The sequence below is a fragment of the Mesorhizobium sp. M7D.F.Ca.US.004.03.1.1 genome (assembly GCF_003998635.1).
Lineage (GTDB): Bacteria > Pseudomonadota > Alphaproteobacteria > Rhizobiales > Rhizobiaceae > Mesorhizobium > Mesorhizobium loti.
Genome location: NZ_RZQG01000089.1, coordinates 1 through 11,804 on the forward strand (window position 1 = coordinate 1; position 11,804 = coordinate 11,804).

The 11,804-nt window shown below is 63.4% G+C and carries 13 protein-coding genes; 6 read left to right on the forward strand and 7 right to left on the reverse strand.

Annotated features, from left to right (window positions below; all coding sequences use genetic code 11):
* Positions 1–7 precede the first annotated feature (7 nt).
* The 4 genes from ftsY (at position 8) to EN935_RS08290 (ending at position 3,577) form a co-directional block, all read left to right on the forward strand.
* Positions 8–1,627: a signal recognition particle-docking protein FtsY gene (gene ftsY / locus EN935_RS41925; protein ID WP_164771046.1), complete on the forward strand. Its 1,620-nt coding sequence runs from the start codon at positions 8–10 to the stop codon at positions 1,625–1,627.
* A 61-nt stretch (positions 1,628–1,688) separates the two neighbouring features.
* Positions 1,689–2,363: a septation protein A gene (locus EN935_RS08280; RefSeq protein WP_109663774.1), complete on the forward strand. Its 675-nt coding sequence runs from the start codon at positions 1,689–1,691 to the stop codon at positions 2,361–2,363.
* Positions 2,364–2,386: 23 nt separating this feature from the next.
* The gene (locus tag EN935_RS08285; RefSeq protein ID WP_109663772.1) at positions 2,387–3,007 is read left to right on the forward strand and encodes a pyridoxamine 5'-phosphate oxidase family protein; all 621 of its coding nucleotides are present in this window, start codon (positions 2,387–2,389) and stop codon (positions 3,005–3,007) included.
* 39 nt (positions 3,008–3,046) lie between these two features.
* Positions 3,047–3,577 carry an NADPH-dependent FMN reductase gene (locus tag EN935_RS08290; RefSeq protein ID WP_109663770.1) on the forward strand — a complete coding sequence of 177 codons (531 nt, stop codon included), beginning with the start codon at positions 3,047–3,049 and terminating at the stop codon, positions 3,575–3,577.
* Positions 3,578–3,600: 23 nt separating this feature from the next.
* On the opposite strand, the gene EN935_RS08295 is transcribed toward EN935_RS08290, so the two are convergent.
* Together EN935_RS08295 and EN935_RS08300 are read right to left on the reverse strand one after the other, a co-directional pair.
* Entirely contained in the window at positions 3,601–3,807 is a 207-nt protein-coding gene (locus EN935_RS08295) for a 4-oxalocrotonate tautomerase family protein (RefSeq protein WP_013892236.1), read from the reverse strand.
* Positions 3,808–3,881: 74 nt separating this feature from the next.
* On the reverse strand, positions 3,882–4,802 hold the full coding sequence (locus tag EN935_RS08300) for an SMP-30/gluconolactonase/LRE family protein (RefSeq protein ID WP_109663768.1): 921 nt from the start codon (positions 4,800–4,802) through the stop codon (positions 3,882–3,884).
* Positions 4,803–5,072: 270 nt separating this feature from the next.
* Here EN935_RS08300 and EN935_RS08305 point away from each other — a divergent pair, with 270 nt between their 5' ends.
* Positions 5,073–5,240 (forward strand): hypothetical protein, encoded by a 168-nt coding sequence (locus EN935_RS08305; RefSeq protein ID WP_081738754.1) that lies wholly within the window; start codon positions 5,073–5,075, stop codon positions 5,238–5,240.
* A 168-nt stretch (positions 5,241–5,408) separates the two neighbouring features.
* Here the strand turns inward: EN935_RS08305 and EN935_RS08310 are convergent, their stop codons facing one another.
* The 4 genes from EN935_RS08310 to ccmA form a co-directional block, all read right to left on the reverse strand.
* Positions 5,409–5,984: a DsbE family thiol:disulfide interchange protein gene (locus EN935_RS08310; RefSeq protein ID WP_127264874.1), complete on the reverse strand. Its 576-nt coding sequence runs from the start codon at positions 5,982–5,984 to the stop codon at positions 5,409–5,411.
* Complete coding sequence (gene ccmD, locus EN935_RS08315; protein WP_127264875.1) at positions 5,981–6,148, reverse strand: heme exporter protein CcmD; 168 nt, start codon at positions 6,146–6,148, stop codon at positions 5,981–5,983. Before ccmD ends, EN935_RS08310 begins: the two co-directional genes overlap by 4 nt.
* 176 nt (positions 6,149–6,324) lie before the next feature.
* Complete coding sequence (ccmB, locus tag EN935_RS08320; protein WP_126066917.1) at positions 6,325–6,990, reverse strand: heme exporter protein CcmB; 666 nt, start codon at positions 6,988–6,990, stop codon at positions 6,325–6,327.
* Entirely contained in the window at positions 6,990–7,619 is a 630-nt protein-coding gene (gene ccmA, locus EN935_RS08325) for a heme ABC exporter ATP-binding protein CcmA (RefSeq protein WP_127264876.1), read from the reverse strand. Before ccmA ends, ccmB begins: the two co-directional genes overlap by 1 nt.
* Positions 7,620–7,900: 281 nt before the next feature.
* Here ccmA and acnA point away from each other — a divergent pair, with 281 nt between their 5' ends.
* On the forward strand, positions 7,901–10,591 hold the full coding sequence (gene acnA / locus EN935_RS08330; protein WP_127264877.1) for an aconitate hydratase AcnA: 2,691 nt from the start codon (positions 7,901–7,903) through the stop codon (positions 10,589–10,591).
* Positions 10,592–10,679: 88 nt separating this feature from the next.
* On the opposite strand, the gene EN935_RS08335 is transcribed toward acnA, so the two are convergent.
* Positions 10,680–11,351 (reverse strand): ceramidase domain-containing protein, encoded by a 672-nt coding sequence (locus tag EN935_RS08335; RefSeq protein WP_127264878.1) that lies wholly within the window; start codon positions 11,349–11,351, stop codon positions 10,680–10,682.
* Positions 11,352–11,804 lie beyond the last annotated feature (453 nt).

Genomic DNA, 11,804 nt, shown 5'->3' on the forward strand with positions numbered 1-11,804 from the left:
GCCGGAAATCCAGCCTGAGCCTGCCCCGGTTGAAGAGCCGCAGCCGGTTGAGCCCGAGGTTCCTGCCCCCGAGGTCCCAGCCAAAGAGCCAACGCCGGAGGAAGTCCCCGCCGCGCCCGCGGCGCCCGAGCCAGTTCCCGCACCTGAACCGGAGGAAATTCCTGGACCGGAGCGGCCGGAGGTCGTGCCGCAGCCGGAGAAGCAGCCAGAACCTGCGCCCGTCGAAGTGCCGGCGCCGCCGGTCGAGGCTCCACCGGCAAGGCCGGAACCCGAGATTCCGCCGGCGGAAATCCGAGCTCCCATTCGCCAGCCTCCACCGGTCGAAACGCAGCCGGTCCTCGCCGAGATTGCGCCTGAACCGCAGGCCGCGCCGACGCCCCACCCTCCCCTCGATGGGGAGGGTCGACGCGAAGCTGCGGGGTGGGTGGACAGCACCGGCGCCAGTCACCCCCACCCCCGAGCTGCGCTCGGGACCTCCCCCATCGAGGGGGAGATAAAGCCGGCGCCCGAAGCTCCGCCGGTCGATATCCCGGCGCCCATTCGCCAGCCATCGCCTGTTGAATCACAGCCTGTCATTGCCGAAATCGCGCCCGAACCGCAGGCCATTCCGCAACCTGCTCCAAAACCCGTTCCTGCGCCCGGCAAGGTGACCGTCACCAAGAAGGTCGAGCAGAAGGCCGAGCCCCAGAAGGCGCCGGAGCCGGCGCCGAGGCGTTCATGGTTCCAGCGCATGAAGGACGGGCTTGCCCGCTCGTCCAAGGAGCTCACCGGCAACATTGCCGGCGTCTTCACCAAGCGCAAGCTGGACGAGGAGACGCTGCAGGACCTGGAGGATGTGCTGATCCGCGCCGATCTCGGCATGGAAACCGCCCTGCGCGTCACCGATGCGCTGGCCGCCAGCCGCTACGGCAAGGATGTCTCGGACACCGAGGTTCGCGCCATCATGGCGGCCGAGGTGGAAAAGGTGCTGACCCACGTCGCCATGCCGCTGGAGCTCGATCTCTCGCACAAGCCGCATGTCATCCTGGTGGTCGGTGTCAACGGCACCGGCAAGACCACGACCATCGGCAAGCTGGCCGCCAAGCTCACCGATGGCGGCCTGTCGGTGATGCTCGCCGCCGGCGACACCTTCCGCGCCGCGGCGATCGAACAGCTGAAGATCTGGGGCGAGCGGACGAAATCGCCGGTCATCGCCTCCAAGATCGGCGCCGATGCCGCAGGCCTCGCCTACGACGCCTTCGAAAAGGCCAGGGAAGCCGGCTCCGACGTGCTGATCATCGACACCGCCGGCCGCCTGCAAAACAAGACCGAACTGATGGCCGAGCTCGAAAAGATCGTCCGCGTGCTCGGCAAGCTCGATCCGGAAGCGCCGCACACCGTTTTGCAGACGGTCGACGCCACCACCGGCCAGAACGCGCTCAACCAGGTCGAGATCTTCCGCAATGTCGCCGGCGTCAACGGCCTTGTGATGACCAAGCTGGACGGCACGGCACGCGGCGGTATTCTGGTGGCGATCGCGGCAAAGCACAAACTGCCGGTCTATTTCATCGGCGTCGGCGAACAGGTCGACGACCTCGAACCTTTCTCAGCAAGCGAATTCGCCAGGGCGATCGCTGGAGTGGCGTAGCAAGCATGTCCCAGAAAGTTGCAGACTTTTTGGATCAGATCATGCGTAAGAAAGAGATTCCATGAACCCACCCATTCTCGAACGCGATCCGTCCGACCCGCAAAAACAGAAGAAGGAAGGCGTCAATCCGCTGCTCAAGCTGGTGCTGGAGCTGGGGCCGTTGATGGTCTTCTTCTTCGCCAATGCGCGCGGCGAATGGCTGGTGCAGAAATTCCCTGCTTTGGCCGAATTCGGCGGCCCGATCTTCGTCGCCACCGGCCTGTTCATGGCCGCCACGGCCATCGCGCTGATCGCTTCATGGTTGCTGTTGCGCACCTTGCCGATCATGCCGATGGTGTCGGGCGTCGTCGTCTTCATCTTCGGCGCACTGACGCTCTATCTGCAGGACGACATCTTCATCAAGATGAAGCCGACCATCGTCAACACGCTGTTCGGCGGCGTGTTGCTCGGCGGCCTCTACTTCGGCAAGTCGCTGCTTGGCTATGTCTTCGATTCGGCCTTCAGCCTCGACGCCGAAGGCTGGCGCAAGCTGACCTTCCGCTGGGGCCTGTTCTTCCTGTTCCTGGCCCTTGCCAACGAAGTGGTGTGGCGGAATTTTTCCACCGACGCCTGGGTTACCTTCAAGGTCTGGGGCATCATGCCGATCACGCTTCTGTTCACCTTCAGCCAGATGCCGCTGATCCTGCGCCATTCGCTTGAGGACAAGACCGGGAAAGAAGAGAAGGCCGGGAAGTAGAGCCTGCAATTAGGGGGAGAGCCATGGAATTCGTCACCACGCGCGACGAGCTGAGGACGATCTACAAGACGCCGCGACCGACCGACGGCTCGATCCGCAAGGAGCTGAAACTGCTCGATGGCCATTGCCGTTCCTTCATTGGCAAGAGCCCGTTCGTGCTGATCGGCTCGTCCGACGGCGCCGGCAATGCCGACGTGACGCCGAAGGGCGACAAACCGGGCTTTGCCGCCGTGCTCGACGACACCACCATCGCCATTCCGGACCGGCCCGGCAACAACCGGCTCGACACGCTGGAGAACATCCTCCTCAATCCCTCGGTCGGGCTGCTGTTCCTCATTCCCGGCATGAACGAGACGCTGCGCGTCAATGGCGAGGCCCGCATCACCGTCGACGGTGGCCTGCGCGAGCGGCTTGCCGTTGACGGCAAGGAACCGCAAAGCGTTATCGTGGTCACCGTTAAGGCCACCTATATGCATTGCGCCAAGGCCTTCATGCGCTCCGATCTGTGGAAGCCGGAAACCTGGTACGACCGCGCGACGCTGCCGACGCTCGGCCAGATCCTGCGCGACCAGTTGGCGCTGGCCGATTCGGCCGAGGCGACCGACCGCTGGCTGGACGACGGCTACAAGCAGACGATGTGGTAGGCTTTCGGGACCACGATTCGTCCTGACCGGTTCCACACCTTGCTGAACATCCTTGCCATTTCCGGCAGCCTGCGCGCGGCCTCCACCAATTCGGCACTGGTCGCCGCACTGGCGCACAACGCCCCGCCCGGCTGCCGTGTCACCGTCTATGACGGGCTTGGCCGTCTGCCGATCTTCAACCCCGACGATGAGGGCGAGCGGACGCCGCCCGCGGCGTCCGAACTGATCGACGCCGTCACTCAAGCCGACGGCGTGATCATCTCCTGTCCGGAATATGCCCATGGCGTGCCGGGCGGTTTGAAGAACACCCTCGACTGGCTGGTCTCGCGCGACGCCGCCGTCGAGAAGCCCGCAATGCTGGTGCACGCCTCGCCGCGCTCGCTGTTTGCCCGCGCCGCACTGGCCGAGGTCATGCGCACCATGTCGTTCGCGCTTTGCGACGACGTGCTGGAGATTGCCTTGCTCGGCAAGAAGCCGCCTGATGTGGAGGCCATCCTGGCCGAGCCGGAAAACCGGCGGGCGATGCATGATGCGCTGAATGCTTTCGCCGCTTTCATCCGCGCGCGTTGAGCGGCGGCCGCCATACCTTCGAACTAGCCCTTTCGCAGCGTCTCGACATCGGTCTTGCCGACATACCAGTCGCGCGCATTGACCTCCTCGAAGACCACCCAGACATCGTCATTGCCGAGGCCGGTGGCGTCCATGATGGCCGCCGTGACCTTTTTGGCGATATCCGCCTTCTTGCCCGCCGGATCGGCGGCGATCACTTCCTTGACGATACGGATGTTGACGAATGGCATTTTGTCCTCCCGGGGATGTTCGTGCTCGCGACCCACTTCGACGAAACTGTCGAATGATCGTCAGTGCTCTGGTCTCAATAAGTCTTGGCGCCGTTGACCATCAGCCGCACCATGTAGAGCGACGTGGTGCCGGCGATGTAGAGGCAATTCAGCTTGTTGCCGCCGAACACGCAATTGGCGGTGACTTCCGGCACCTTGACCTTGCCGATCAGCGTGCCGTCCGGATCGTAGCAATGGATGCCGTCGGCCGCACTGGTCCAGATGCGTCCGTCCTCGTCGAGCCGAAAGCCGTCGAACAGGCCGGCCGTACAGTCGGCGAAGATTTTTTCGCCGGAGACTTTCTTGCCGCCCTTGCCGACATTGAACACCCGCATATGCGCCGGATTCTGCGCGCCATGCGTGCGGCCGGTGTCGACGACATAGAGCTTGCTCTCGTCGAGCGAGAAGGCGAGACCGTTGGGCCTGACCATGTCGGTGATGACGGCTTCGACCTCGCCGGTGCCGGGGTCGACCCGGTAGACATGGCAGGCGCCGATCTCGCTCTCGGCCTTGTCGCCTTCATAGTCGGTATCGATGCCGTAGCTCGGATCGGTAAACCAGATCGAGCCATCCGACTTCACCACCGCATCGTTGGGTGAGTTCAGCCGCTTGCCCTTCCATTTGGCGGCGATGGTTGTGACCGAGCCATCGAACTCGGTGCGGCTGACGCGGCGGCCGGAATGCTCGCAGGTGACCAGCCGGCCTTGCCGGTCGACAGTGTTGCCGTTGGAGTTGCCGGACGGCTGACGGAAGACGCTGACATTACCGTCGGTCTCGTCGTAGCGCAGCATGCGGTTGTTGGGGATGTCGGACCAGACGACATAGCGGCCGGCGGCGAACCAGGCCGGCCCTTCCGCCCATTGGCATCCGGTGAACAGCTTCTCGACCTGCGCGTTGCCGCTGAACAGGCGCGCGAAGCGCGGATCGAGAATTTCATAGTAGTCTGCGGCCGCCATGCTTTTCCTCCCGGCATCAGTGACACCGGATCAAGCCAGCCGGCGGGACAGAAGGCAATGTGGGTACGCACAGTGTCATGCAAAAAGCCAAGACAGATCACTTGCCGGCTCTACGCATGACGTCAACGCAGCATTAACCGGCTATGCGCTGGGCGCAATGGTGCATTGCAACATCTTCTTTTTGCAACGCACCATTACTATGTCATGCTTCGTATCGATCAAGGGAGGAAGAAACCGCCGCCGAAATGCGGCGCCAAAAGGAACCTTGCTATGATCCTCGACAGTCTCATGACCCGCGCTCGCAACAGCATTGCCAAGCGCAAGCACTACAACCGCCTTGTCGCCGAAATCGACAGCTTTTCCAGCCGCGATCTGGCCGACATGCGCGCCGACCGCTCGGAAATGCTCTACCAGGTCCACAAGCAGATCTACGGCTGATCTCGGGCTGATCTCGAGTCCGATAAGACGCACCGCCAAGGTGCGCTGAGATTCAGGTCAGGCCGAGACGAAAACGGTGGTTTCCGAGAACCGGAGCGGAACGTACTTAACTACGTGAGCACCGGAAGTGCAGGAAGCCGCCGTTTGCAGGCCGGCATCACCTTAATATCAACGCGCCGCCAGCGCCTTGTCTATCTGTGGCAGCAAGAGATCCCTCGCCGTCTCCGGCGTCAGCGGGCCGACATGCTTGTAGGCGATCTTGCCGTCCTTGCCGATGACGAAGGTTTCCGGCACGCCATAGACGCCCCAGTCGATCGCCGTGCGGCCAGCTTCGTCGACGCCGATCGCCTGGAACGGATTGCCGAGATCGCCGAGGAATCGGCGAGCATTTTCCGGCCGGTCCTTGTAATTCAACGCCGCCATGGTGAAACGCTTGTCCTGCGACAGCGCCAGCAGCACCGGATGCTCTTCGCGGCACGGCGCGCACCACGACGCGAAGACGTTGACCAATGTGACCTTGCCGGCGAAGGATTTCGAATCGAGCCCGGGCAGATTGATGCCCTCCAGCGCCGGCAGGTTGGTTTGCGGCGCCGGCAGGCCGATCAGAGCCGACGGCACTTCCGAAACATCGCGCCCCGACAACAGCTGCGACAGGAACAGTCCAGCCAGGCCGAGGAAGATCAACAGCGGCAAAAGCACGAACAGGCGGCGACGTGGCGTCGGCGTTTCCGTTTCGGTGCTCATGGCCTGGCCGCCTTGTCGGAACGCCGCCGCACGCCGGCCGCTTCCAGTTCGGCGAGTTCGCGCTTGCGCGCCCGCTGGTCTATCAGGATCCAGCCGATCAGCCCGATCAACACCACGGCGGTGATGCCATAGGCGGCGGTCACGTAAAGTGCGTGCGCGCTCATGCCTGCCGTTCCATCGACATCCTTCTTCCCAACGGTATCCTTCCACCTCGCTCGATCATGCTTTCCCTTAACGGCGTGCTGGCGGCTTCGCAATCGGCTGCCGCGCCGCGGCTTCCGAACTTATGCGGTCGCCGCGCTGCCGCCCTTGATGTCGCGCAAACCGCGCCTGACGTCACTCAATCCGTTCCGTGGCGCAGCGCCAGCGCCGCCGAGACCGGACCCAGCACGCTAAGAAACAAGGTCAGCGCGGCAAGAATGAGGAAGGGCTGCAGAAACGGATCGGGATTGGCGGTGGCCCCATAGCTCGCCGAAACGCCGAAGATCAGCACCGGGATGGTCAGCGGCAGCACCAGCACCGAGATCAGCAGCCCACCACGAGGCAGCGCCACCGCCACGGCGGCACCGGCAGCACCGATGAAGGTGATTGCCGGCGTGCCGACCAGAAGGGTCAGCGCCGTGGCGCCGATGCCGAGCGGCTCCATGTTCATGAACAGGCCGAGCAAGGGAGCCGCGATGACCAGCGGCAGCACGCTGCCCGCCCAATGCGCCAGGCATTTCGTCAGCACCGTCAGCGCCAGCATATGGCGGTCATTGCCGAGCACCAGCAAATCGAGCGAGCCGTCCTCGCGGTCGGCCTGGAACAGCCGGTCGAGGCCGAGCAGACAAGACAGCAGCGCGCCGATCCACAGGATCGCCGGACCGATGCGAGCAAGCAGCTTCAGGTCCGGCCCGACCCCAAACGGGATGGTGGCGATGACAGCGAGGAAGAAGATGACGCCCGTCAGCGCCCCGCCGCCGGCACGGATGTTGAGGCGGATGTCGCGCAGGAAGAGCGACCACATTAGGATGCGGTCCCTTGTTGAGGCAGGAGTTCCCCCATCACCAACCCCTTCGCGCCATCCAATCCAAGCGGCAGATGCGTCGCCGCGACAATCATTCCGCCATCCGCGCAATGTCTCGTCATCAACCCCGCGAACCGCCCCTCCGAAGCCTTGTCCAGCCCCGCTGTCGGCTCATCGAGCAGCCACAATGGCCGGTGGCTGACCAAAAGCTTGGCGATCGCCGACCGCCGCCGCTGCCCTGTCGACAGATAGCCGAACGGCAGGTGGCCGATGCCGCCAAGCCCGACGGTTTCAAGCGCCTCTTCGACGCCGAGTTGCCCATCGCCGTTGAAGTCGCGCCAGAAGCGCAGGTTCTCCGCCACGCTGAGCGCCGGCTTCATTGCGTTCTGGTGGCCAAGGTAATGACAGGCCGACGCGATCGACGGAAACGCTTCGCCGCCACCTTCAATCTTCACGCTGCCTTCCGCCACCGGCAGCAACCTGGCGATGACCCGCAGCAAAGTCGATTTGCCTGATCCGTTCGGCCCGGTGACAACAAGCGCCTGACCGTCTTCCAGGGCAAAGCCGATGCCGGCAAACACCGTGTCGCCGCCGCGTTCGCCGCCCAAATTTTCGGCGATCAGCCGCATCCCTCGCCTGTCCTGAAAACCATGTGCCGCGGCAGCTGCCGCATCGCACAAATTTGCTTTGCAACTGTCTAGAACTATTCCAGAAAATTCTCTATATGCGGTGCATCCGTGCCAGCGGTCGGCACGGGAACAGAATTAGCGCCGAACCAGCGCACGCGCCGCCTTGAACGGCTCGGGTTGCTTGGGAACGGACAGCGGAAATGGCCGTACCCGCACCTTTGCGCGTGATTGCATGCCATCGGCGTCCGTTCCCTTTCAGGCTGAACAGACAAGGATCGCACGTGTCAAAATCCCTCGACAGTTTCAATTGCCGCCGCACGCTGACCGCAAGCGGCGCCGAGTATGTCTATTTCGATCTCATCGAGGCCGAGAAGAACGGCCTGACAGGCATCGCCCAGCTGCCCTATTCGATGAAGGTGCTGCTGGAGAACCTGCTGCGCAACGAGGACGGCCGCTCCGTCACCAAGGAATCGATCCAGGCGGTGGCCGGCTGGCTGACCGACAAGGGCACCGCCGGCGTCGAGATCGCCTATCGCCCGGCCCGCGTGCTGATGCAGGATTTCACCGGCGTTCCGGCCGTGGTCGACCTTGCCGCCATGCGCGACGCCATGGCCTCGCTCGGCGGTGACCCGCAGAAGATCAACCCGCTGGTGCCCGTCGACCTCGTCATCGACCATTCCGTCATCGTCGATGAATTCGGCACGCCGATGGCCTTTGCCCGCAATGTCGAGCTCGAATATGAGCGCAACGAGGAGCGCTACAAGTTCCTGAAATGGGGCCAGCAGGCGTTCCGCAACTTCCGCGTCGTGCCGCCCGGCACCGGCATCTGCCACCAGGTCAACCTCGAATATCTCGGCCAGGTGGTGTGGACCAACACCGAGGACGGCGAAACCACCGCCTATCCAGACACCTGCGTCGGCACCGATTCGCACACCACGATGATCAACGGCCTTGGCGTGCTCGGCTGGGGCGTCGGCGGCATCGAGGCCGAGGCGGCCATGCTCGGCCAACCCGTCTCCATGCTGCTGCCGGAAGTCATCGGCTTCCGCCTCACCGGCAAGCTCAAGGAAGGCGTCACCGCCACCGACCTCGTGCTCACCGTCACCCAGATGCTGCGCAAGAAGGGCGTCGTCGGCAAGTTCGTCGAGTTCTTCGGCCCGGGCCTCTCCAACATGACGCTGGCCGACCGCGCCACCATCGGCAACATGGCGCCCGAATATGGCGCCACCTGCGGCTTCTTCCCGGTCGATGGTGAGACCATCCGCTACCTCACAATGTCTGGCCGCAGCGAGGATCGCATCGCGCTGGTCGAGGCCTATGCGAAAGCGCAAGGGTTGTGGCGCGACACCGGCTCGGCCGACCCTGTCTTCACCGACCTGCTCGAGCTGGAACTTGGCTCCGTCGTGCCGTCGATGGCCGGCCCCAAGCGGCCCGAAGGCCGCGTCGCGCTCGAAGGCATTCCGGAAGGCTTCGCCAAGGCGATGGAGACCGAATACAAGAAGGCCGCCGAGATCCACAAGCGCTATCCGGTCGAAGGCACCGACCATGATCTCGGTCACGGCGATGTCGTCATCGCCGCCATCACCTCGTGCACCAACACCTCGAACCCGAGCGTGCTGATCGGCGCCGGCCTCCTGGCCCGCAACGCCAACCGCCTCGGTTTGAGGCAGAAGCCGTGGGTGAAGACCTCGCTGGCACCGGGCAGCCAGGTGGTCGCCGAATATCTGGAGAAATCCGGCCTGCAGAAGGAACTCGACCAGATCGGTTTCAACCTGGTCGGCTTCGGCTGCACCACCTGCATCGGCAATTCCGGCCCGCTGCCGGCGCCGATCTCGAAAACCATCAACGAAAAAGGCCTGATTGCTGCCGCGGTCCTGTCCGGCAACCGGAACTTCGAAGGCCGTGTGTCGCCCGACGTGCAGGCGAATTATCTGGCGTCGCCGCCGCTGGTCGTCGCGCATGCGCTGGCTGGCACCGTCACCAAGGACCTCACGACAGAGCCGCTCGGCGAGGACAAGAACGGCAACCCGGTCTATCTCAAGGATATCTGGCCGAGCTCGGCCGAGATCCAGGAGTTCATCGAGAAAAACGTCACCCGCGAGCTGTTCGCCCGCAAATATGCCGACGTCTTCAAGGGCAACGAGTACTGGCAGAACGTCAAGGCGCCGGAAGGCCAGACCTATGCCTGGGACGACAACTCGACCTATGTGCAGAACCCGCCCTATTTCGCCGGCATGACCGCTGGTTTCGGCAAGATCGGCGACATCAAGGGCGCCCGCGTGCTTGGCCTGTTCGGCGACAAGATCACCACCGACCACATCTCGCCTGCGGGTTCGATCAAAGCGGCCTCACCGGCCGGCAAATACCTCACCGACCATGGCGTCGGCGTCGCCGACTTCAACCAGTACGGCACAAGGCGCGGTAATCACGAGGTGATGATGCGCGGCACCTTCGCCAACATCCGCATCCGCAATCACATGCTGGGCGAGAACGGTCGCGAAGGTGGCTACACCATCCACTACCCGTCGAAGGAAGAGGAATCGATCTACGACGCGGCGATGGAGTACAAGAGGGAAGGCGTGCCGCTGGTTGTCTTCGCCGGCGTCGAATACGGCAACGGCTCGTCGCGCGACTGGGCGGCCAAGGGAACGAATCTGCTTGGTGTCCGCGCCGTCATCGCCCAGTCCTTCGAGCGCATCCACCGCTCGAACCTGGTCGGCATGGGCGTCATCCCCTTCGTCTTCGAGGATGGCACTTCCTGGGCCACGCTTAATCTCAAAGGCGACGAGCTGGTCGAGATCGACGGACTGAGCACGATCAAGCCGCGCCAGACGATGATCGCCAAGGTCACCTATGGCGACGGCACGGTGAAGAACGTGCCGATCATCTGCCGCATCGATACGCTGGACGAGCTCGACTACTTCAAGAACGGCGGCATCCTGCAATACGTGTTACGCGATCTGGCCGCTTAGCGGGAAGGCAGTAGGGCAGTAGGGCAAGGAAGTCGGCCCCCTACTGCCCTACTGCCCTACTGCCCTACTGCCCTACTGCCCTACTGCCCTACTGCCCTACCCGTGGCTTCCCAAAGCGCGCCGCCGCCGCCAGAAGCACGCCGAGCATCAGGCCGTTGAAGATGTGCCAGAGGAAGTGCGTGCCGAGCGGAAAGCTGCCGCAGACCAGTGGATCGATCATCCGGCAGATGACGGACACCACGAAGATCGCCGATCCCGCCAGATTGTACCAGCCGGCGCGATTGCCGCTGGCCGCCACCAGCGCGCCGAAGAAGGCGAGCGCCAAGAACGGCGGCAGATAGCCCGTCGTGCCGTTCGACGCCTGGCGCAGCCAGTCCGGCACGGCGAAGGTTATCGCCCCGGCAACCACATAGAAGACAATGAAGATGGCGATGGCCTTGCCCCATCGCAGGCCGAGGAAGCGACGCAGGTTGAACAGCGTGTAGGCCAGCGTGAAGCCGGCGATCGGCAACACGTCGGCCCAGATCGTGCCCTTGGTGGCAAAGGTGTGGAAGATCGTCGAGCCGATGCCGATCGCTACCACCCACCAGGCCAGCACCTCGGCGAAGGTGCCGGTGCCCAGCCTTCGCACCTCGCGCACGCCCCACAGGCCGGCGGCGATGAAGGCGAGGTTCGTCAGGGCGTTGACCGGCTCGGACCAGAATTCCGGCCCGGTCCGCTCGCAATAGAGGTCGACCGGCGCCAAAAGAGTTTGCCACATCGTGATTGCCGCCCGAATCGGTTTCTATCCTGAAGCGCAAGCCTTCTCCTAGAGCAATTACAGGAAAAGTGTGAAGCGGTTTTCCCGGGAAAAGCGCATAGCGCTTTCCCTTGGAAATTGCGTCAAACCAAAGAGATAGAGCGGTTCGGCGTTTCGGTGAAACGATGAACCGCCCTATCGTGCCGTTGCTGTCGGCTGCAATGGCAAATTTCACCGCAACGTGACTTCCCGTTGACTTCCGCTTCTGCCACATATTTTAGCAATCAAGATAAAGCCGGCACCACCGGCGGGAATCGGAATGGCCATGGCCTCGCGAAAATCATTGTGGCTGGCAGCCTTTGCGCTGGCCTTCTCGGCGTCTGCCGGCGCCGGGTATGCCGGCGAGCCCGACCGAGCCCAGGCCGACAAGCCACAACTCGAAAAACCATTGGGCGTGGTCGAACTGTTCACCAG